This window comes from Sulfurovum sp. (genome assembly GCA_026990595.1).
In the GTDB taxonomy this organism is placed as follows: domain Bacteria; phylum Campylobacterota; class Campylobacteria; order Campylobacterales; family Sulfurovaceae; genus Sulfurovum.
The window spans coordinates 89,869-113,135 of record JALXCZ010000008.1 but is presented as its reverse complement, the minus strand read 5'-3'; the positions used below and the strand labels follow the sequence as shown (position 1 = coordinate 113,135).

20 protein-coding genes and 1 pseudogene are annotated in these 23,267 nt (G+C 36.1%); 3 read left to right on the top strand and 18 right to left on the bottom strand.

What is annotated here, in order from left to right; translation table 11 throughout:
• Positions 1-37: 37 nt before the first annotated feature.
• The 17 genes and pseudogenes from MVE01_RS02760 to MVE01_RS02680 form a co-directional block, all read right to left on the bottom strand.
• Positions 38-1,087 carry a Wzz/FepE/Etk N-terminal domain-containing protein gene (locus MVE01_RS02760; RefSeq protein ID WP_472560632.1) on the bottom strand — a complete coding sequence of 350 codons (1,050 nt, stop codon included), beginning with the start codon at positions 1,085-1,087 and terminating at the stop codon, positions 38-40.
• An 86-nt stretch (positions 1,088-1,173) separates the two neighbouring features.
• Positions 1,174-2,493 carry a sugar transferase gene (locus MVE01_RS02755; RefSeq protein WP_472560631.1) on the bottom strand — a complete coding sequence of 440 codons (1,320 nt, stop codon included), beginning with the start codon at positions 2,491-2,493 and terminating at the stop codon, positions 1,174-1,176.
• 47 nt (positions 2,494-2,540) lie between these two features.
• Positions 2,541-3,632 (bottom strand): glycosyltransferase family 4 protein, encoded by a 1,092-nt coding sequence (locus MVE01_RS02750; protein WP_472560630.1) that lies wholly within the window; start codon positions 3,630-3,632, stop codon positions 2,541-2,543.
• Positions 3,632-4,765 (bottom strand): radical SAM protein, encoded by a 1,134-nt coding sequence (locus MVE01_RS02745; protein ID WP_472560629.1) that lies wholly within the window; start codon positions 4,763-4,765, stop codon positions 3,632-3,634. The genes MVE01_RS02750 and MVE01_RS02745 overlap by 1 nt, the downstream gene beginning before the upstream one ends.
• Before the next feature lie 8 nt (positions 4,766-4,773).
• Positions 4,774-4,935, bottom strand: a pseudogene (locus tag MVE01_RS02740) (DapH/DapD/GlmU-related protein); the annotation flags it as partial.
• A 520-nt stretch (positions 4,936-5,455) separates the two neighbouring features.
• Complete coding sequence (locus MVE01_RS02735; protein ID WP_472560628.1) at positions 5,456-6,649, bottom strand: glycosyltransferase; 1,194 nt, start codon at positions 6,647-6,649, stop codon at positions 5,456-5,458.
• Entirely contained in the window at positions 6,646-7,836 is a 1,191-nt protein-coding gene (locus MVE01_RS02730) for an oligosaccharide flippase family protein (RefSeq protein WP_472560627.1), read from the bottom strand. The genes MVE01_RS02735 and MVE01_RS02730 overlap by 4 nt, the downstream gene beginning before the upstream one ends.
• On the bottom strand, positions 7,826-9,028 hold the full coding sequence (locus tag MVE01_RS02725) for an O-antigen polymerase (RefSeq protein WP_472560626.1): 1,203 nt from the start codon (positions 9,026-9,028) through the stop codon (positions 7,826-7,828). Before MVE01_RS02725 ends, MVE01_RS02730 begins: the two co-directional genes overlap by 11 nt.
• A complete protein-coding gene (locus MVE01_RS02720) occupies positions 9,028-10,116 on the bottom strand; it encodes a glycosyltransferase (protein WP_472560625.1) in 1,089 nt (362 codons plus the stop codon). The genes MVE01_RS02725 and MVE01_RS02720 overlap by 1 nt, the downstream gene beginning before the upstream one ends.
• Positions 10,116-11,303, bottom strand: coding sequence for a UDP-N-acetyl-D-mannosamine dehydrogenase (wecC, locus tag MVE01_RS02715; protein WP_472560624.1), 1,188 nt, complete (start codon positions 11,301-11,303; stop codon positions 10,116-10,118). Before wecC ends, MVE01_RS02720 begins: the two co-directional genes overlap by 1 nt.
• 198 nt (positions 11,304-11,501) lie before the next feature.
• Positions 11,502-12,323, bottom strand: coding sequence for a UTP--glucose-1-phosphate uridylyltransferase GalU (gene galU, locus MVE01_RS02710; protein ID WP_472560623.1), 822 nt, complete (start codon positions 12,321-12,323; stop codon positions 11,502-11,504).
• A 64-nt stretch (positions 12,324-12,387) separates the two neighbouring features.
• Positions 12,388-13,605, bottom strand: a complete 1,218-nt coding sequence (locus MVE01_RS02705; protein ID WP_472560622.1) for a glucose-6-phosphate isomerase — start codon at positions 13,603-13,605, stop codon at positions 12,388-12,390.
• A complete protein-coding gene (locus tag MVE01_RS02700) occupies positions 13,602-15,023 on the bottom strand; it encodes a phosphomannomutase/phosphoglucomutase (RefSeq protein ID WP_472560621.1) in 1,422 nt (473 codons plus the stop codon). Before MVE01_RS02700 ends, MVE01_RS02705 begins: the two co-directional genes overlap by 4 nt.
• 53 nt (positions 15,024-15,076) lie before the next feature.
• On the bottom strand, positions 15,077-16,102 hold the full coding sequence (gene galE, locus MVE01_RS02695) for a UDP-glucose 4-epimerase GalE (protein WP_472560620.1): 1,026 nt from the start codon (positions 16,100-16,102) through the stop codon (positions 15,077-15,079).
• A 14-nt stretch (positions 16,103-16,116) separates the two neighbouring features.
• Positions 16,117-16,674 (bottom strand): YfaZ family outer membrane protein, encoded by a 558-nt coding sequence (locus tag MVE01_RS02690; protein ID WP_472560619.1) that lies wholly within the window; start codon positions 16,672-16,674, stop codon positions 16,117-16,119.
• Positions 16,675-16,756: 82 nt separating this feature from the next.
• Complete coding sequence (gene ccoS / locus MVE01_RS02685; protein WP_472560618.1) at positions 16,757-17,002, bottom strand: cbb3-type cytochrome oxidase assembly protein CcoS; 246 nt, start codon at positions 17,000-17,002, stop codon at positions 16,757-16,759.
• Between the two features lie 96 nt (positions 17,003-17,098).
• Positions 17,099-19,510 (bottom strand): heavy metal translocating P-type ATPase, encoded by a 2,412-nt coding sequence (locus MVE01_RS02680; protein ID WP_472560617.1) that lies wholly within the window; start codon positions 19,508-19,510, stop codon positions 17,099-17,101.
• 155 nt (positions 19,511-19,665) lie between these two features.
• Between MVE01_RS02680 and MVE01_RS02675 the strand changes: the two genes are divergently transcribed.
• The 3 genes from MVE01_RS02675 (at position 19,666) to murI (ending at position 22,266) form a co-directional block, all read left to right on the top strand.
• Positions 19,666-20,028, top strand: a complete 363-nt coding sequence (locus tag MVE01_RS02675) for a hypothetical protein (protein WP_472560616.1) — start codon at positions 19,666-19,668, stop codon at positions 20,026-20,028.
• A 119-nt stretch (positions 20,029-20,147) separates the two neighbouring features.
• Positions 20,148-21,476 carry a transcription termination factor Rho gene (rho, locus tag MVE01_RS02670; protein ID WP_472560615.1) on the top strand — a complete coding sequence of 443 codons (1,329 nt, stop codon included), beginning with the start codon at positions 20,148-20,150 and terminating at the stop codon, positions 21,474-21,476.
• A gap of 7 nt (positions 21,477-21,483) precedes the next feature.
• Entirely contained in the window at positions 21,484-22,266 is a 783-nt protein-coding gene (gene murI / locus MVE01_RS02665; RefSeq protein WP_472560614.1) for a glutamate racemase, read from the top strand.
• Here the strand turns inward: murI and trpS are convergent.
• Positions 22,253-23,212, bottom strand: coding sequence for a tryptophan--tRNA ligase (gene trpS, locus MVE01_RS02660; RefSeq protein WP_472560613.1), 960 nt, complete (start codon positions 23,210-23,212; stop codon positions 22,253-22,255). The genes murI and trpS overlap by 14 nt on opposite strands.
• Between the last annotated feature and the right edge of the window lie 55 nt (positions 23,213-23,267).

Below are 23,267 nucleotides of genomic sequence, written 5' to 3'. Positions count from 1 at the left end.
TTTAAAAGTTGGCATGCAGAGGGGGGAGGAATAAGGTTTAATTCTCCTTTTTCATTCCTTGTAGAAACTCCAAAAAGAAAGCCAAGAAAATAGAGAGCATCAAGCCTGTAATAAAAGAGACTATGAGAATAAGTAGTTTTTTTGGTTTTACAGGTTTTTCCTGTGTGATGACTTTTCCTATGACTGTAGTGTTGTGATAATTATGTGCCTGCATGGAAAGTTTGATTAACGAACGTTTTTCCCGAAGAGATACCAGATCAATTTGCTTTAATTCTTCCATTTTTCTTTTTAGAGAAGGCAGTATAGAGATTATGATCTTTTCTTTTTCACTTTTAAGGTCGATCAGGTTGATCCGATTTTCAGAGATCTTGTATTCAAGTCCCTGTATCTGTGCAAGGCGCAAGGCGGCCAATGAGGCATTATCTCCCGTAAGTGAGGAGAGATTTTTTGTCGCTTCTTCTTTTTGTTTAACAGCACTTTTTAACTCTGCTTTCATAGAGGCGATCTTCTGATCTATTGTTGGTAGCTTATTGGTTTTAACGTAGTTGATATTTTGAGCTATATCGGTAATTTTATATTCTTTTGTTTGTAATATCTCTCTATCTATCTCATCAAGTTTTGATTTTTTCTTTGCGATGATCTCATCAATGATCTTTTGATGTTTATTTTGAAGATCATTGATGACTTTGTTTATCTCTGTTCGTGCGAGAGTATTACTTTTTCCCAAGGCGGTAATAGAAATAAATTGAGGGTTTTTTTTGGCTGCGGTGATGGATGTAATTTTGCTTTCACGATTTTTTATGTGTTTATAAATGTCTATATATTTTACTTTGAGTCGCTGTGAAACAGCGGTACCATTTTCCAAATAGACCTCTTTCCCTGTTTGCTTGTCTATGTATTTACCTACTTCCAATGTGGTATTGGCTTGCCACCATGGTGTTGCCACAAGTACATAAACCAGTGCAAGCAGGGTAAAAAGTCCAGTAATGAGCCAGATGAGTTTTTTTCGTCTTTTGAGTACAGCAAAAAGTTCTCTGAGGTCTATGACATCTTCTTGGATGGTTGTTTGTGTATTGTTATTTTGCATTATTTTCATATCCTAAAATTGTGTATTGTTATGTGTATTATGACATAATAAGGCTTGACAAATATCAAAAATGTATTATAAAATTACTAACTAGCACCTTCTCGTACCAATACAGTTTTTACAGTTTTGAGTAATATGACTAAGTCCATCCAAAGATTCCAGTTTCTTACGTACCAGACATCAAGTGCTACACGAGAGTGAAAATCTACTTCACTTCGACCACTTACCTGCCAAAGACCTGTGATTCCTGGTTTTACAGCAAGTACAGTATTTACATTTTTACCTATTTTTTCTTTTTCATTGAGCATGTATGGGCGTGGACCGATGAAACTCATTTCATTTTTAAATACATTGAAAATTTGAGGTAGTTCATCTAATGATGTTCTTCTTAATGTATCACCTATTTTCGTGATTCTTGGGTCATTTTGGTATTTATGGTAGGTCGCATAAAACTCTACTTCTTCAGGATGTTCATGTAAATAGGTCTGAAGTTTATCATCACTGTTTTCATACATGGTCCTAAATTTATAACAGACAAATACTTTACCATCCTGCCCCAGGCGCTCTTGTTTAAAAAGGATGGAAGATTCTGGTTCTTCTTTACGTATTTTGTAGGCGATATAAACTAGAACAGGTACAAGTAACGGGAAAACAATTACAGACATACTTAAGTCAGAAACTTTTTTAGCCCAAAGTCTGTATTTGCTTTTTAGACGGTTTTGAAAGACTATAAGATTAGTTCGGGTATTGGAAAGACGGTAAATGTGTGAATGTGTCAAGTCATATTCGTCAATAAGAGGCACAAAGATCACTTCATGACTCTCTCCTATTTCCTGATTAATAATCTGCTTTAGCGCATTTAGATCTTCATTATGAGAATTAATGAAAACAGTTTTAGGTTTATGGTCTTTTGCATCAATATATCCAAGATAAGGATTTCCAAAAATCTCTTCTTGCAAAAACGCATCATTACCATACACTTTTGCTCTTCTTTGCCATACTTTTAGCTTAAAAAGAAGTTTCTTACATATATTTTTTGAAATAGGTAAAAGAAAGATCATAAATATAAAAGAAAAAGCTATGACAGCTCTAGAGTAGTTTTGTATACTTTTTGTTATGGCCAGGTAGGCCAATATAATAAGAAAACTAAACATAAGACCTTTGAATATAACTCTGCTTTCATGCCAAAAGTCATATCTATGTGTATAGATACCTTCATAAGCGAGTAGCATAATAGTAACAATATAGAGAGGATAAAAAGTAAGATAATTAAAGAGACTATAGATATCAACACCTGAGAACAGGTCTTCCAAAAGATAGCGTAAAAAATATGCTGCTAAAATAGAGAGTACTATAACTAGAATATCAATGAGGACAAATATTAGCTTTGCATTAAATTCTTTCAAGATAGTCTCTCTATTTGTTTTTTGTAATTATATCGAATTTGTGTTATTTACTTGATAATAGTTTGATATAAATTAAAAACTTCTTTTGCAATGATATCCCAATTGTATTTCTTAAGAATTATTTGAGAAAAATCTCGATTTTGGGTATTGATCAGTTTCTTTTCTAATTTAGTTTGTAAATCTTCAATTTGTGAGACTTGAAAATAATCATCTGTAGATAGAGATACTTCTAAATTTGCAGGAATGTCGCTTACCAGCACATCTAAATTATAACTCATGGCTTCTAACAATGCTATTGGTAATCCTTCATGATAAGATGGCATGACAAAAAGTTTGGCATGTGAAAAAATCTGGTTAAGTTTTTCGCCTTTTATAAACCCTGTTAAAACTACACCATTCTCTTTTGCCACAGTTTTTAATCTAACACTATACTCAGATTCATGATCAGCATCACCAACAAGAACTAGCTTTACGTTTGTGTCTAATGTTTTATAGGCTTCAATGAGATCATGAAAGCCTTTTTCTTCTACAAAACGTCCAACACCGATGATATATTTGGTTCTCTCTACACCTAACTCATCTAAATAATCAGTATTTGTAGATTTTTTAGGAAGATTTACTCCATTATATATTAATTGAGTATTAGTTCTATTATATTTATTTTTTAAGATATTTTTTATAACATCTGAGATAACTATAACTTTTGTGGCATATTTTGTACCGAATTTTTCTCCTGTTATTAAGACCCATTTTGCAAGCCTGCCCCATTTTTGTCGATCATAATCTGGTCCATGATTTGTAACAACAACTTGTATTCCAAGTAATCGAGCAAATGGAACCATTAAAGATGGGCCTATCGCATGTATATGTAAAATATCTGGATTTTGGGTACGAGCATATAGTACACCAAGAAAAGTATGCACTATAGCCTCAATACTTTTCTTTTTAGGCGTAAATATATGTTTTAATTTTACACCTTTGAATTCAGTTTGTGAAAGATCTTTCACATAAGATTTTCTAGTAATTAAAGTAACATTTACCCCCAGTTTGACCAATCTAGGATAAAGCTCTTCACAGTGTGTTTCAACACCACCTTGAATATCTGGGATACCTCTTGTCCCCAATACTATAATATGCATTAACTACAACCACATCCATTTTCATTATCGTTACACTGTATTTTCTCAAGTACTTCTTTATATTGCTCAGATATACGTAGATCTCCCTGTCTTGGATCCTGTCCGACATCACATGTTGGTATAAAGTCTGTACAGATCTCTTTACCCATTAAACTTTTTATTTTATTTTTAACAACCCATTTTGCAGGATGTTTGATATATTTTTTCATTACAGGTGCAGCAGTTCCAACCATCCAGCAGTTTTTTGGACAAGTACGAACTAAGTCTCTTACTTTATTGGCTTGGTCTGAAAACCATAGCTCTTCAAAAGTATCTACGTCTCGAATATTTCCCATAGATTCTTTCCAATACTTTTCTTCCAGTCCATTACAAGGCAGTACATCACCATAAGGATCAATGAAAAAGTTTGCTGTTCCTGCTTCACAAGGAAGCATTCTTTTTCCACCTTGAATGTAGTTGATGAGACCTAAGTTGAAAAATGCTCTAAACCAGCTTTTAGGACTATTCTCTTTCATAAGTCTTTGTATAAGTTCATGAAAATCTTCTGTCACTTCATCTTTATTGGTTATCCAGTTATCATCTTTGTGAAAATAGTATGAGTTATGAAATGATGCCGTTGCAAATTCCATTCCTAACTCTTTTGAAAGTTCGTAAAGCCATAGCATATCATTTGAATTTTTATTTGAAACTGTAATACCAAAACCAACATCTTTTACACCTATTTTCTTGAGACCAAGTAGTGTTCTTAAACCTTTATCAAAACCACCCTCTTTACCACGTAGGTCATCATTTTTAACAGATAACCCTTCAATACTAACCCTAATTCCAATATCTGGAAACCGTTTTGCTAATTTTAAAATCTTTTGTGTATGCCAACCTGATGTTGAGATGACGATACGGTCTGATTTTTTATACATTACTTCTATGATATCTTCAAGGTCATCTCTGAGAAATGGTTCCCCACCTGTTATATTAACAAACTTAAAGTTTGGAAGCATTTCTAACTCTTGTGGAGTTATTTCTTTTTTAGGATCTGTCCAGTTTTGCCAGATATCACACATTTTACATTCCATTTGGCAACGATATGTGGTGATGATAGACACATCTGTTGGCATAGTGATATTATTATGCATATTTATTTCCTTTTCTTTATTAATTTTGACGGTACACCGCCAATAATACTATATGGTTCTACATCTTTGGTTACAACAGAACCAGCGGCTATAACGCATCCATCGCCAATAATAACTCCAGACATTATAGAAACATTCGCACCTATCCATACGTCAGAACCAATAATGGTTTGATCTTTTTTAACCCCTTGGTTTTTGATAGGTATATCCAAGTCATCAAAAATATGGTTTTCTGAGAAAATATTTACTCTAGGACCAAAGATAACATTATCTCCTATCTCAATGTCCCCACGAACTCCAATAAAACAGTAATGATTGATCCCCACATTATTTCCTATTTTGAGGGAACTTCCAACATTACGAAGTACACCAGTACATTCTATCATAGCATATTTACCTAAGGTAAAGTTGTTGCCAATGTCTACACCACCATAGCTCAATGCATTGATTGTGGAATACTCCATCAAATTCAAACCACTTCCTGTTTTTATTTTGTGTCCAAAAAGTACTTTAGCACCTTTTTCTGCAAAAACTATGCCTTTGGAAGAAATAAATGGTTTTATGAAGATAAAACCTCTCAATACAGCAATAGATTTAGAACTGATAATAGTGAGAAGTTCTCTAAAATTAAAGGGGTATTCAATGATATGTTTTTCTCCTTTTATCTTAGAGATCAAGAATTCTATTATTTTATATGCTTTCATTTAAAACCTTTGTATATATTTCAATTATTTTTGGAACATGGATCTTTTTTGTATAATAGTTTAGATAGCTCTCTTTAGAAGCTTTCGAAAAGGAAGCATCATATGATTCTAAACATTCTAATAATATCGGTTCAAAATTATTTGTCTCAAAGTCTATCAAGAAGCCATTTTCACCATCTTTTATAAGTTCTAAAAAACCACTGTGGCAAGAACCAATCACTGGAGTAGAACAGGCAAAAGATTCAATAATAGTCATGGGACAGTTTTCATACCATTTTGAAGGCTGTATTACAAATTTAGCTTTTTGTATATATTTAAAAAGTTCATTACCGTACTTGGGTCCCAAGTATTCTATGTAGTCAGATTTTATGATATGAATTACTTCCGGACCGTTACCAACAATCTTTAAATTTATTTTATGTTTATCGAAAAAAGACAGTATATCTATAATACCTTTTTCTTTTGAAATTCTACCAAAGTATAGTATAAAATTTTCTTTTGTATCTACATCGGGAAGAGCCAATTCTACAAAATTAGGAACAATGTTAATCTCTTTTTGATAAAGATGATTGAGTTTCTCAGCTAAAAATAGGCTTGGAGAGATTATTTGATCAATATATTTGTTGTAGTAATCCTGCCCATGATAAAAATATGATTCCATAGCACCTATGGTACTTTTCATTAAGGAGCCGTCAAAACATTTGTCTTTGATGCAGTTAGAGAAGTGACCATCTACACATTTTGTACATATTTCATCTCTTTGAAAGTTGTAGAGTCTATGGTACGGACATACCAACTGGCTATCATGTGCAGTATAGATGACTTTGATGCCCCGTTTTTTTATCTCCGGTAAAATACTTGGTGTAAGCTGGAAGTTAAAGTTGTGTATATGGACAATATCCGGTTGGAACTGGTCTAAGACAATGGCTATTTTCTTTCTGCTCTCTTGTGAATATATCGTGGAAAATACATTAGATATTTTCCCAACCAGACCTAGAGTGTTAAAGTCTATATTTTTTACAAAAGAGCTGTAAGTATCATCAACAATGTTTTTTTCATCCGCCATACCCCAATACTCAATGCTATGAGATGCTTCTTTTAAAGCTTTAGACAGTTCAAACATATAGGTTTCAGAACCACCTTTTGGGTATAGAAATTTATTTATCTGTAGTATTTTCATTGGTAAGTTTCCTTTAAATTTCTAATAAGTAAAAATAGGTAGGTTATACCCAATAAAATCTCTATGGTGATTAATAGATATATATAGTCATTAATGTATTTAAAATCAAAAACAAATAAGCATAAAGCTTTTATAAGGAAGAAAAAAAACATAATAAGTACGTTTAAATGACTTTTGTTAGCATAGTTGAAATAATAAATACCAAAATATGAAACAATAGTGAAAGGTAAAGAAAACATAAATAGTTTTAAATAATAACTTGCATCTAAGTATTCTGCCGGATATAATATAATATAAATCCACTTTATAGATATTAAAACAGTCAATGCAATTAATATGTAAAAGACAGTAACACTTTTTATATATTGGATTAACTTAACTTTACTTTCCAAAATTGATTTAAATCCACTTGTTAAAAAAGAAGAGAAAAATAACAAGATCACCATATACAAATTGTATGCAGATGAAAAAAGTGCCACAGCTTCATTGTCCATCGTGTGTCCCATAAAGAGTACATCCATTCGTTGTATTCCTACAAAAAATAGATAATAAAATAGAAAATATTTTGAATCTAAAAGTATAGTTTTTAGCTTTATATATATTTTTTTTACTGAAAATGTTATGTTGAATTTATGTCTTATTGATAAATATATTAGAAAAAATATGAAAAACTCTATAAAAAGAAAAATTTCTAAAGTTTCCAGCAAATAAATTTTTAGACCAAAAATAAATACTATACTCAATATTAGTAACCTAAAAAAAGGATCAAGAATGATTGTTTGAATATCTATTTTTTTATACTCTTGTCCTCTTGCCAACATTTTAAAAAAAGAAAGACTACTATTGAAAAATACAAACAATGAATAGAAAAATACATATATGAAATATTCTCTTTGGATAAAGTAAACAAATAGAAGCAATATTACAATAATGATTAATGACAATACAATACGACTGTTAAAGTAATCACTTATCTCTGATAACTCATTTTTTACACTTTTATTGAATATATAATTATTTATGCCACCATCCATCAAAACAGATACCATCATTACCAAAGAAACAATATAATTAAAAAGACCATACTCCTCAACGGAAAGAATTCTTGTCAATAGAATAACAATTAAAAAGGCTAAAGCTTTTGCCAATAGCTCAGTTAATGGGATTAAAGGGAGTTTATTTAACATATATTTTTCTTCTCACAAATAATGTGATAAATTCAAATATTACAAAATACATCAGAGGAGTAATAGCAGCAAAAAAACCATTTCTTAAAATCCAAAGTAAAAAATAAAAGTAAAAAGCATATTTCCCCATTGAAAAATAATCCCCATACTTTGATGCTGTTTCCATTTTTTTAGCTAAAATTATTATCATGAGCCAAAATAGGAATGATTCAAACAAAACACCCAAATACGAAAAGTTAATCCAGCCTTCACCAATAATACCAATTGTGATCCCACCGCCTTTAAAATCAAGTTCATAATAATCTTTTAAAACTGTCCCTATGTCTTTAACATCCGTGAAAATCATTAAAATAGAGTTCAAATAAGTCTGACCTAACTGCAAAGGAGGAGGATTATTCAAAACTAATGAAAGATTAAACATTTCGGCGTTAAAAATGGCTGTTAAAATTTTCAACATGTGTTCAACTGTAATATCCCCAAATAATCGAAATGAACCATATAGTATAATTAAAAGTAAAATGCTAAACACACTAAAAATTAAAGTAGAATTTTTTACTCTTTTATATTGATTTGTATATAAAATTAGAAATATGAGCAACAAGCCTGCTACTGGTCTTTTTGATGCCATTAATAGCCAAAATGAAATTCCAGAAAATAAGGTTATGAGTATTAAGAAAAAATTCTTTTTGTGGAAAAGTTTTGATAATACTAAAACATATAAGACAAACATAAACTGTAAAAGAACAATGACAAATCCCGATACTTTACTAGCTAGTGCTATTCTTTGATCTTCAATGCTGGTAAGAAAAATTGGAAAAGTACCCGCACGTACATAGTAAATAGTTAGTAAAATAAATATGAAAAAAGTAATAAATAATATAACAATTGAAATTCTATACTGATTATATGTATATAAAGATTTATTTTTGTAATGTTTAAAAATATTAAACTTTAAAAATAACATAGCCATGAAATATGCACTAATTGAAATGAAAGTGAATAAGCCTATAGTATTTGCAAAGTCATAATCAATTTTTTTTTCTATAAAATAATAACTATAGAACGACAGCTGATAGAAAAAGAGAAAATATAGTAAAGTGAAAACACGAAAGTCTAGAAGACTTTTTCGCTTAAAAAAAATAAGAAAAACAAGTAAACTAATTGTTAAAAAAATGGCAATAATATTAATCATTAATATAGATTTTCTAGTTTTGATATGTAAAGTTTAAAGTTTACTTTTTCAAATATACTTTGATAATTAAAATTCTTATGTAACATAGCTATATCTATATTCATAAAATCTTTGATTTTATGTAGAGTTAAATTCTTCCCTATATAGTCCTCTTCTGTTCCGTCTGCCGCAGTACAAACAGCAGGAAGACCATAAAGCAGTGACTGTAAAAGTCCAAGACCACCATCTCCTGGTAAAACAAACAGGTCAGAATTGAAATAATATTTTTTTAAATTTTCTTTGTCATAAATGGGACCGGTAAAATCAATGCAGGTTACTGCGTTTTCCAAAACATACTGTTTAAGAAAATTAAGATGAGATCCACCTCCAATAACAGTGAGTGTAAACTTTTTTCCTTCTCTATTGGCTTGTATAACAATATCAATAAGTTCTTTTATCTTTTTACGTTCTTCTATAGCACCAACATAAAGAAGTTTAATATTTTCGGGGTTATATTTGTAGTTTCGAATATTTTCTTGTATCTCATCCTGAATACTTTCAAAATAAGCTGTATTAATTGTATTTAAAAGCAGATGACAGTTTGTTGCACCCATGTATGTTTGCATATATTTTTTCGCTTTTGTTGAATAGGCTAATTGTACATCTGTTAATTGAATAAATATTTTAACAACATTGTCAATAATTTTTCTTTTTAATGTTCTTTTATCCAGAGAATATCCAGCATCCCACCATAGAATTTTTTTGCCTAAAATTTTTGCATAAGGAACAATTAGTATATTATTGAGAAGATTGGTCGTACCTTCCAGAACGACAGTATCATAATTTTTCAAAAGTTTTAAAACCTGTGGATAGAAAAAAAGAGAAGTATTCCTAGAATCACCACTATAACCAAATCTAAAAGCATTAAGCGTGAGAATCTTGATATTTTTATATTTTATTTTTTTAGGTTTATAACGTTTTAAAGTACCTTGAGTCTCACCTTGAGATGTAACAAAATCCAATTGTTCGAGAGAAGGAGCTAGCTCTTGAAGTAGTTCAAATCTATAACTAGTAAGTACTCTTTGAACAATTAAAACTTTTTTAGTCACTATTTTAATACCCCACAAAAATCTAAGTCAGTTTTTATATCTAAGCCTTTAAACTCTTTATGTCCAACAAGAAATGTAACAACATCTGCTGCTTCTAAAGCTACGTTGTAGTTGACTACGTCAAACTCACTATGCTCTAAGATATTTGGTTCTACTGCCGATACATCAAGACCATCAGCAATAAGTCTTCTTGTGATGTAAAGTGCAGGAGACTCTCTAAGGTCGTCAATATCCGGTTTAAAAGCTAGACCCATACAGGCCACTTTTGCTTTCCGTCCATTTTCATTCTCAAATTTTAGTGCTTTATTTTTGATCTTTTCTATAGCCCATTCTGTTTTATAAGTATTGACCTCTCTTGCAGTTCGGATCATCTTCGCATCTTCACCGCCTGCATGCACGATGAACCAAGGATCAACCGCGATACAGTGACCACCTACCCCGGCACCTGGCTGTAAGATATTGACACGAGGGTGACGATTGGCAAGGGCAATGAGTTCCCAGACATCAATACCAAACTTGTCACAAAGAATGGAGAGTTCATTAGCAAAGGCTATGTTTGTATCACGGAAAGAGTTTTCAGTAAGTTTTGCCATCTCTGCTGTTTTTGCATCTGTTGAGAGGACTTCACCTTCTACAAATGTATTGTAAAACTTCACGGTAGCTATAGTAGATTCGGGAGTAGTTCCCCCAACGATACGGTCATTTTCGACAAGTTCTATCATGATTCTTCCGGGCAAAACTCGCTCAGGACAATGTGCTATATGTACTTTGCTGGTATCAATGCCATTCTCTGCAAGAACTTCTGCGACTTTGTCGGTAGTCCCTACTGGGGATGTAGACTCAAGAATGACTATGTTACCTTCTTTGACGTAAGGAGCAATAGACTCTGTAGCAGAGACAACGTAATCTATATTTGGCACATATCCCTTATGAAAAGGTGTTGGAACTGCTATGATGAATACATCTGCTTCAACAGGCTTGAGGTCTGCTACAAGCGCACCTGAACTTACGGCTGAACGTACAAAAGTATCAAGCCCTGGTTCTATGATGTGGATGTTTCCCTCATTGATGGTATCAACAGTACTTTGTACCACATCGACACCATGCACTTCATAACCTCTGTTAGCTAGCAATGCTGCTGTGGGAAGGCCAATATATCCTAAACCAATTACACATATTTTCTTCATGTTATTTTCTACCTTTTAAAAATCTTATTACTTTTTCACACGTATGGATATCCCCATAAGGATTATTTGTTGTGATCGTTGACTCATATATCTTTTTATTTTCATGTGTATTATTTGGCATATAGAATTCCTTTCGTCAGTATGTTATTGACATCAATTATTGCCAGTACATTTCTTTATTTTTAAGATATGTTGTAATTACATTTTCTCATAAAAATAATTCGTAGCCTGAACAAACCCATCTACCGATCCACAGTCAAAACGTTTACCTTTAAACTTATAGGCAATGACATTACCTTGTTTTGCCTGTTCGAGCAGGGCATCGGTGATTTGGATCTCTCCCCCTTTACCAGGTTTAGTATTTCGGAGAATTTCAAAAATATCCGGTGTGAGAATGTAACGACCGATGATCGCCATATTGGTCGGGGCATCTTTGGGGGCTGGTTTTTCTACCATGTCTGTGACCCGGTAGGTGTCTGTAGTACTGTCTACAAGTTCACCAGCAATAACTCCATATTTGTTGGTCTCTTCCATGGGTACTTCTTCTATGGCAACGACAGAACATTGGTATTTCTCATAGACTTCTATCATTTGTCTGAGTACCGAACCTTCTTCATGGGTACAAAGGTCATCGGCAAGAAGTACGGCAAAAGGTTCATTGCCTATGAGGGTTTCGCCTGTAAGAATGGCATGACCTAAACCTTTCATCTCTACTTGTCGCGTGTAGGAAAAGGTGCAGTTGGTAATCAGTGAACGTATCTCTGAAAGTAGGTTCTCTTTAGAACCACCTTTGATTTGATGTTCTAGTTCATAGGAGATATCAAAGTGGTCTTCTATGGCACGTTTGCCACGACCGGTAATAATAGCCATGGTATGTATGTCCGCTTCCACAGCTTCTTCTACACCATACTGGATGAGTGGTTTAGTAAGTATGGGTAACATCTCTTTTGGTGTGGCTTTGGTTGCAGGTAAAAAGCGAGTACCATAGCCTGCTGCGGGGAATAAACATTTTTTGATCATTTTTCAACTTGCTCCCTAAATTATAGAGATAATTATAGCCAAAGAAACGTTACACAAGCATTACCTAAGAGAGTGAATTTAGTTTTTTCTTTAAAATAATTTTTCCTGCTTCTACACCCGGTTGGTCATAGGTATTGACATCTATGAGCTCACCTACTAAAGAAGTGAGGAGTTCATAGTAATACATTAATGCACCAATGTTACCTTCATTGACTTTAGAAATAGAGATGCTGTCAAGGGGAATCTCTTCTTCTAGCAGAGCTTTTATGACAGAGTCACATTGCATATTAATCAGTTTTGAAAAAGGAAGATTATTGAGGCTGTCCAAAGATTCTAAATGAGGTAGGGAAATATCGGGAATGACAATGTCATCCTGAAAATCTTCAATTTTGATGAAAGTAACCGATTTGTCACGTGTCCCTTCCATAAGAAGCTGTAAGAAAGAGTGTTGGTCTTTAGGTCCGATGAGTCCTATGGGGGTAAGACCTACATTAAAAGCACTGTGTCTTTGTTTCTTTCCCAGGCTCTCACCCCAGAGTTGCACATACCATTCACAAAAGTATTTGAGTGTCTCACTATAGGCAAAAATGCAGTTTATATGGTATTGGGCATGGTTTTGTGCATAAAATACAGCTTTTTTTAGCAAGGTGTCCTGCATATAGCCCGCACCAAAAAAACTTTTTTTCAGTGTATTGGCACCATATAATAATGCTTGTATATCTATGCCTGAAAGTGCAAGAGGGACAAGGCCTACAGTAGAGAGTACAGAAAATCTTCCTCCTACATTATTGGGAAGGTCTAAGATGGAGGCACCTATTTTATGTGCATATTTTTCAAGAGGGGAACCTGGGTCTGTAATGAAAGTGTAGGATTTGGAATCATTTTTCAGAGAATAGATATATTTGTAAATGGAAAAGGTTTCAACGGTAGTGCCTGACTTGGAAATAATAAGAAAATGGGTTTTTTCAAGGTCTATTTTTGAAAGCAGGGTAGTGATATTAATGGGGTCTGTACTTTCAAAAAAGTAGAGTTTTCTTTGTAGTTTTCTAGTGGGTTTAATAAATTCATAGATAGCCTTTGCTCCCAGTGAACTCCCCCCTATACCGATGACTGCAATATTTTTAATGCGCTCAGGTATGGTTTTACAATACTCCAGAATGGGGGTAATGTTCTGTTCAGGGAGTGCATAATACCCTATGTTTTTTTGCTCTTCACATATGGCACTAAAAGCAATTTCCTGTATTTTTTTATTTTTGAGTTTAAAATAGAGTTTGTTTTTCATAAGCATTCTTTTGCCTGTATAATAAGTTTATTGACTTTCTCTTCATATTCTTTTGCCAGTTTCTTGTCTGTAGATTCAAAACGCGTAACAAGTACCGGGGTAGTGTTGCTTGCCCGCACCAGTCCCCAGCCTTTTTCAAAATTGATACGGACACCGTCAACATCAATGATATTAAGAATTTTAGGGAAATCACCTGGAGGATTTTGAAGCAGTTCTTTTACTTTGTCGATGATAAGGAACTTTTCTTCTTCAGTTGTTTCTACTTTGATCTCTTCAGTAGAGAAGACTTTCGGCAAGGCTTCAATCTCTTTGTCCAGGTCTATGCCCTCAGCAATGAGTTCCAACATTCTGAGTGTGGCATAGATGGCATCATCGTATCCGAAATAACGGTGCTTAAAGAAGATGTGCCCGCTGACTTCACAGGCAAGGTCAGCACCGGTCTCTTTCATTTTGACCTTGAGATTGGAGTGTCCTGTTTTATACATAATGGCTTTAGCCCCACGACGTTCAAGTTCATCATACATTACTTGTGAACATTTAACTTCTCCTATGACTGTAGGGTTTTCCATGCCCATAGCATAGAGCAGTGCCATTTGATCACCTTTGATGTTGTGTCTATGGGTAAGCACAGCAATACGGTCAGCATCACCGTCATAGGCAAAGGCGATGTTGCCGTCTTTTTCAAGTGCAGCTTTGACATCTTCAAGGTTTTTTTCCACAGAAGGGTCGGGATGGTGGTTGGGGAAGGTACCGTCGGGTTCACAGTAAAGCCCTGTGTAGTGCAGTTCCAAAGTATCAAAGATCTTTGTAAGTACCGTATCTGCCACACCATTACCGCAATCAAGCACTATGTTTTTATCGAGTCCTTTAAGATGTGCAAATTCTTTGACCATAAAGTCTATATAAGGTGTTTTGACATCAATATCGATCTTGGCTGTATTATCAGGGATCACTCTGTTTTGATCATGGGTGATCGCATCACCTAAACGGTAAATGTCATCTCCGAAAAAAGGACTTTGCCCTATGGTGATCTTAAAACCGTTATATTCAGAAGGATTATGGGAACCGGTGATCATGATAGAAGCATCAATCATAGAGTGGGTAGTGGGTAGTGGGTAGTGGGTAGAATCTTTTGGATGAAGATCTTTGATCTTTTGGTAGTTTGAAAAATAATTTACCGGGGTGGCTACCATGCCCATGTCCAGTACGGTGCATCCAGATGCATTGAGTCCTGAGGTGAGGTAGTCCCTCAAAAGTGGAGAGTGTGAACGTGCATCGTAGCCAATGGAGACAATATTGCCTTGACCGATCTTTTGACCCAGATAGTAGCCTATGAGCTTAACAGAGTGCTCATTGAGCTCTTTTTCAAAGATACCGCGGATATCATATTCTCGGAAAATAGATTTGTTGATCAGCATAGTGTTCCTTGTTATTGGTTATTTTTAGTATATAGAATACAATATTGCTCCTATTACTGAGCATATCCTTTTGGATTTGCTTCCTGCCATCTCCAGCTGTCCTGACACATCTCATCGATACCTTTTGTAGCTTCCCAGCTCAGTACTTCTTTGGCATACGAGGGGTCTGCGTAGCATTTGGCAATGTCCCCGGCTCTTCGGGGAGCAATGCAGTAGGGTACCTCTTTGCCGGATGCTTTTTCAAAAGCTTTGACCATATCGAGTACGGAGTAGCCTTTTCCGGTTCCTAGGTTAACTGTGAGTACCTCATTGATCCCATCGATCTTCTCGATCGCTTTGAGGTGTCCGTTAGCCAAATCAACGACATGGATGTAGTCACGTACACCGGTTCCGTCATGGGTATCGTAGTCATCTCCGAATACACCGAGACAGGAGAGTTTACCAACAGCAGTTTGCGTAATGTAGGGCATAAGATTATTGGGGATACCGTTGGGATCTTCGCCTATGGTTCCTGAACCGTGTGCGCCTACAGGGTTGAAATAACGAAGCAGAATTACTTTCCATGTATTGTCTGAAATATAAAGATCGCGTAATATCTCTTCTATAAACAGTTTGCTTCTGCCGTAAGGATTGGTGGCTGAAAGTGGAAAATCTTCTTTAATCGGTGTTGTATGGGGGTCTCCATAAACTGTGGCAGAAGAGCTGAATACAATAGATTTGCATCCATACTCGGACATTACTTCACAAAGTGTCACTGTCCCGGTTACATTATTGTCATAATATTTAAGAGGTTTTTCTACAGATTCTCCTACTGCTTTGAGTCCGGCAAAATGGATCACAGAATCTATCGTATGATTTTCAAAAACCTTTTTCAGATCTTCTCTGTTACGGATGTCTCCTTCTACCACAGGAATAGACTTTCCTACGATCTTCTCTACACGCTTAATACTCTCTTTGGAAGCATTTGAGAAATTATCGAATATAAGCACATTGTATCCGGCTTCTATTAGGAGCACAACGGTATGGGAACCGATATAACCTGCACCTCCGGTAACGAGAATAGTTGATGATTTGTTCATAATTTATAATCCTTTTAAAAGCTGAGTTTCAATCCGCCATAGAAGCTGTCATTAAAGGTGTGATCACCTGCTTCATAGTCTGTATCTATATTTCTATACCCGGTAAAAATATGTACATTGTTGATCACTTCCATATCGGCTTCAAGTTTGAACTCTGAATAACTGTCACCATCGCGGAAACTAAGTACTGACGGAGCATAGGCAAAAGTTGACATGAGTGATGTGGTGGGAATGCTGTCATTCAGCGGAAGTATATAGATACCTTTTGCCATAAGAGGAACTGCCAGGAAATCACTGGCAAAGATCACTTTTGCTCCAAAGCCAAGAGTAAGACCGGGAACACCCTGAAGCGTATTTTGTCCACTGATACCTACTGCGGTCATATTGGCACCGTCTGTATGCAGGTAAGAGGCATCTAAAATATAAGTCGTACCGTCCGCATAGTTTGCCAATGTATTAAGATCAATAGATCCCAGTATTTCAACATCTTCATTATTGATATCTAAACCGATACTGTTTTCCGCAGAAAGTAATGCAGAAAAAAAGAGTGTGGCTAGAATGATTTTTTTCATCATAAAATCCTTATTACTTTTTAATATTTATTCATATTATAGCAAAGGAAAGATTAAAGGTGCCCTAAATCTTGTACCTGTATTAATCTGCAGGCATATAGTTTTTTTTCGTTTTTTCTTCTTTTCTTTTCTCTTCATGCTTTTTTTTCTTTTCTTCCATCATGACAGCATCACGCAGTTCCTCTTCATTGTCATAACGTGCCGCATCAATGAATTTGGATTGATCATCGAATTGTCCTGTTCTTACACCCCATAGCAGGGCAATAAGTCCCAATGCCCCGAGAAAAGTAGAAACTCCCAGCATGAGAATAATGATAGTATTGGACATGAAATACCTTTATTGTTATAATTAAACGCCTAGGTTAATTAGAGGGTTCAATTAAATATCATAGCACAGTAATGCTAATGGGTACCTCTAATAGAACTATGCTTTAAATTTAAGTCGCTTGATACGCATAGAGTTACCCACAACGATCAGTGAACTTAAACTCATGGAAAGTGCAGCAATCAGAGGTGTAACATATCCTGCAACGGCGAGTGGTATAGCAATGGAATTGTACAGTAGAGAGAGTCCCAAATTTTCTTTGACTGCAAGGTAGGTACGTTTTGAAAGTCTGTAGGCATCGTAAATGCTTTGGGGTTTTTCGTCCATAAGTACGACATCACTGACCGAAATGGCAACATCGGTACCGTTTCCCATGGCAATGGCAATGTTTGATTGTGCCAGTGCAATGGCATCATTGATACCATCTCCTACCATTACAGTAATATGTCCTTCTTTCTGCTTTTTTTGTATGAAGGCTGACTTCTCCTGTGGCAGCAGTCTGGCATGTATCTCTTCAATACCTACAGTTTTTGCAACTTTCTGTGCACTTTTTTCATGGTCTCCGGTTAGCATGACTACCTGCACCCCCATTGCTTTGATATGGGCGATTGCCTCTTTTGCTCCTTCCCGGATGGTGTCACTTAATTCAAATTTGCTTATAAGTTCTCCATTCACCGCAAAATAGAAAAGGGTATGCTCGCTCTCCTCTTCACAGACAATGCCATACTCTTTCATGAAGAGAGTATTCCCTCCAACGATCTTTTGATGGTGATACTCTGCTTCAATCCCTTTTGCCTGAATACTTTTGATTGTTTCCAGCGGTAGTGGGCGGAGTGATTCATTATCTGCTTCAAGGTAACGGTGTATTCCCTCTGAAATAGGGTGGGTGGAGGTATCAACCAGTGCATAGAGCAGGTTTTTGTCATAGGAATGATAGTTGGTTTCTTTTACAACAGAGGGACGACCTTGTGTAATAGTACCGGTTTTATCCAGTGCCAATAGATCGCTTTTTGCCATAGTTTCAAGAAATCCCGCCTCTTTAAAAAGGATATTGCGTTTTGCCGCCATGGAGATACCGACCAGTGTTGCCATGGGAGTGGCAAGTCCCAATGCACATGGACAGGCAATGACAACCACTGAAATACCTATGATGAGTGCTGGTTCGAATGTTCCTCCGTAGATCCACCAGAAAGCAAAAGTCAGTAAAGCAATGAGTAGAATAATACTTGAAAAATAGCCCGAAACCTGATCGGCAAGCTGTTCGATACGAGGCTTTTTGGTAATAGACTCTTCAAGCAGGGAAACGATAGAATAGAGCAATGAGTTAGAAGCATCTTTGGTCGCTTTGTAGCGAATGACTGAGTCTAGACAGATAGAACCGCTGAGAACAGGGTCTTTTTTGTGTTTATGCACGGGTTCGTTCTCTCCGGTAAGGGAACTCTCATCAAATGAACCTTCCCCATAGGTAAGTATACCGTCAATAACAACTTTTTCTCCGGGTTTAAGTTCTATGATGTCTCCGAGTATTACATTTTCAACACTGACCAGACTCTTTTCATTGTTCTTGATAACTGTTACTTCGGTAGGGGTACTCCCCATAATAGAATCAAGTGTATCTACAGCATGTTTTTTACTGAGTACTTCGAGATATTTCCCTACCAGTACAAAGGTGATGATCATTACAACCGAGTCAAAATAGACTTCTCCCCGTTGTGTGATCATGGCATAGATGGAATAAATATATGCCAAAAGTGCTCCTGAAGCTACCAGCGTATCCATATTGGCAATGTGGTTTTTAAATCCGAAGTAGGCACCGCGAAAAAAAACCCAGCCACTGTAAAAAAGTACCGGTGTGGCAAGAATAAATTCAGCCACATTGAGAATGTCTTTAAAGCGTTGCTCAATACCGGTAAAGTAGCCGGCATACTGGGCAATGGCGATCCACATGATATTCATAGAACCAAAAACAGCAACTAAAATACGTGAGTAGTATGCTTTTTTGGTTTTATTGGCCCGCTCTTCCTGAAGGGTAGGATCATAGGGGTAGGCATTGTAACCGATGGAGCGTATGGTTTCAATGATCTTGGAGAGTTGAATGATTTCAGGATCCCAGACTACCTTGGCTTTGTTGTTGGTATAGTTGATAGTCGCTTCTATAATACCGTCTGTTTTATGGAGTACTTTTTCATTGAGCCAGACACAGGCAGAACAGTGGATACCTTCTATGATAAGGTTGATTTCATAAAGTCCGTCTTCATGCTCTTTGATGTATTTGTTCTTAAAGCCTTCAAGGTTGAACTTATGAAGGTCATCACTGTACTGGGCTGCCGGTTGAAGCTTGGTATTGCCAAGTTTGTCATAAAAAGTATCAAGCCCCTCATTTTCAAGCAGATGGTAAACTCCCTGACAGCCTTTGCAGCAGAAGTAGAGTGTTTTACCCTCTTCTTTTTCTGTGATCATGATATCTTCTGAGAACTTCAGGTTACAGTGGGTACATGCTACGTCTGCCAAAGATACACCTTTTTGTTATTTTGTAAGTGGAGACTTTACTTCCACTATTTGTAGTTAATGTGGGATTAAAGTCTCTACTTCCTTTTGTTGTAAGGATTTTATCGAAATATGGGTAAAATCCCCCTATGGAAAATATATTTGTCTTAGTATTTATCATGATTTTATTGGAACTTTTTGAAGCAGCCATGCAACGTGCAGATACGCTGTACGGTGTGATGGAAAAGCTTTATGGATGGTACAGAAAGAGCATCTTTTTCTTTTTTTTGATGCATCCGGCTTTTTATTTTACACTTTTTGTTGTAATTGTTACAGATAAGCTTAATATCTATATGATAGCTATTTTGACACTCAAAATTTTTGATATGTTCTACAAGATTGAATTGATCAAAGCCATATTCATTAGACGTAAAATTCCTGATGATCTGGCAGCTATGCTGGAGTGGAAAATACCTTCATGGTTTTTTCTCATGGGAGTCGGGCTTTATCCGCCGCTACTCTTTTATGCGTTGATCGGCTGAAAAGGGAGTGTATTTGACTTTTCAGCCAAAAACCAATATAATACTGCTACTACATAATAGTTAAATAATACTATTGTATATCTACATTACCAAAAATCATACCTAAATTAAGAGGAATTATGAGCGATACAAAAAAATCTTCTAACGGCAACAATGCCAACAGAAAAAACAGAACACATGTACCTGTGCAGGGACATAAGATTGAAAACCTTCAACAAAAACCACTTGATGAGCTTGTCACGATAGCCAAAGAGGTCAAAGTTGAGAACCCCAATGAATTTCAAAGAAAGGATCTGATTTTTGAGATTCTTAAGTCACAGGTAAGCCAGGGAGGATTCATACTCTATACCGGTATCCTTGAAGTGATGAATGACGGGTATGGTTTCCTGCGTTCTATTGACGGAAATTTTGCAAACTCCAGTAATGACACGTATGTCAGTGGTACGCAGATCAAGCGTTTTGCTTTAAGAAACGGTGACATTGTGACAGGTCAGGTACGTCCTCCGAAAGATCAGGAGAAGTATTATGCACTGCTTAAGATCGAAGCGATCAATTATGTTGCTCCGGAAAAATCCAAACAGAGACCACTTTTTGACAACCTTACACCGCTTTATGCCAGTGAACAGCTCAAGATGGAATATCACCCGATGAAAATGACAGGACGTGTACTTGATCTGTTCTCACCTATCGGTAAAGGGCAGAGAGCCCTCGTTGTTGCTCCTCCGAGAACAGGTAAAACAGAGCTTCTCAAAGAGTTGGCGCACGGTGTTACCCATAACAACCCTGATGCGTCACTGATGGTACTTTTAGTGGATGAGAGACCAGAAGAGGTTACAGATATGCAGCGTTCAGTCAAAGGTGAAGTGTATGCTTCTACGTTTGATTTGCCTGCACAAAATCATGTAAGAACCGCAGAAATGGTCATAGAAAAAGCCAAAAGACGTGTAGAAATGGGTAAAGATGTGGTTATTCTGCTTGATTCTATTACAAGACTTGCACGTGCCTATAATACAGTCACACCAAGCTCTGGTAAAGTGCTTTCAGGTGGGGTAGATGCCAATGCATTACATAAGCCAAAACGTTTCTTTGGTGCGGCAAGAAACATAGAAGAGGGCGGAAGCCTTACAATTATTGCGACAGCATTGATAGATACGGGCTCACGTATGGATGAAGTGATCTTTGAAGAGTTTAAAGGTACAGGTAACTCGGAAGTGGTACTGAGTCGTCATGTTTCCGAAAGACGTATCTACCCAGCAATCGATGTAACGAAATCAGGTACACGTAAAGAAGAGCTTATGGTAGATCCTGAAACGCTTCAAAAAGTCTGGGCACTTAGAAATGCTATGCAAAATATGGAAGAGGTTGAAGGGCTTAAATTCCTTTTTGCGAAAATGATGAAAACAAAATCGAATGAAGAGTTTCTCTCTATCATGAACGAGGGTGCATAATTTTCCTATGAAAATAGGTGTCTTTGATTCTGGGTTGGGTGGCTTAACCGTAGTTCAGGCTATGACCCAGATAATTAAAGGTGCAAAAATCTTTTATATTGCCGATACACAACATGCCCCTTACGGTGAAAAAACACAAGAACAGATACTTCAATATGCTTTTAACATTACAGAATATTTCCTTAATACGTATGAGATAGATGCTTTGATCATTGCCTGCAATACAGCAACATCGGCGGCAGTAAAAGCATTACGTGAAACATACCCAGAACTTATCATTATCGGTACCGAACCAGGGATAAAACCTGCTATGGAGCAGACCAAAACAGGAAAAGTCGGGGTATTGGCAACTCCTGCTACATTGCAAGGTGATAAATATCAGCAGCTTGCAAACTCTCTGGCTATGCAAAAAGATGTCACACTTTTTGAACAAGCGTGTCCTGGTCTTGTAGAGCAGATAGAACAGGGAAAGATCGATCATCCCCAAACCCAAGAGATGCTTGAAGCATGGTTGCATCCTATGAGAGAAAATGATGTAGATACGGTTGTCCTTGGTTGTACACACTATCCGCTTGTTGCCGATATGATAGAAAAGATCATGCAAAGAGAATTGAACCTTATTCATACCGGAGAGGCGATCGCAAAGCGTTTGCTTGTTTTAGGAGAGGAAAAAGGACATAAAAATGAGGGTGAGCTGACTTTAGCTATTTATAGTACAGACAGTATTGCAACACATCTTGTAAGTGGTATTATAGGGAAAGAGGTGGAAGTAGAGGCTATAGTCCTATAGCTTCTTTTACCTTTTCCATTTTAGCTTGTGCAATGGTTTGTGCTTTTTTGGCTCCCATCGCCAAAATATCATGTACCTCATCCATATGGGAAAGATAGTATTCTCTTTTTTCTCTGGCTTCGGCCAACTCTTCCCAGATAAGTTCTTTAAGGTATTTTTTGAAATGTCCATACCCTTCTTTACCGCTTTGGTAACGTACTTGCAGCTCCAGTTTTTCTCTGTTGTCCAAAAAGAGTGATGCCAAGGCAAAGATATTGTCATCTTCCCACTCCAAAGGTTCTCCCATAGGCGTAGAGGAAGAGACTATTTTGTTACATCTTTTTTGGAGAGGTTTTTCATCCATGAAAAGGTCTATGGCATTGTCGTAACTTTTGGACATTTTTTGTCCGTCTATACCGGGGATGGTAGCCACCTCTTCTTGTACTAAATGTTCAGGGAGTGTGAAAAGTTCACCATACTCATTGTTGAATTTGGTAGCGATGTCACGGGTCATCTCTACATGTTGGACCTGGTCCTTTCCTACAGGGACTTTTTGGGTATCATAAAGCAATATATCTGCTGCCATAAGTACGGGATAGCTGAAAAGTGCATGGTTGGCAGGGATTCCTTTGGCTACTTTGTCTTTGTAGGAGTGTGCACGCTCCAGCAGTCCCATAGGGGTGAATTTGGAGAGTATCCAGTAGAGTTCAAGTACTTCAGGTACATGACTCTGTACCCAAAAAGTTGTTTTTTCAGGGTCAATACCAACAGAAAGATAATCAACCGCTGCATCTATGGTGTATTGTTTTAGTGTTTGGGCATCTTTAGATGTAGTAAGTGAGTGGTAGTTGGCTATAAAGGTAAAAAGCTCATTTTCTTCCTGCAGCTCAACCATAGGTTTCATCGCTCCAAAATAGTTCCCTATATGAAGTTTTCCTGAAGCTTGGATTCCTGTTAGTACACGCATAGTCTCTCCTGCTATAATTTGTGAAATTATAGCAGGGAAAACAGTAAATAGTAAT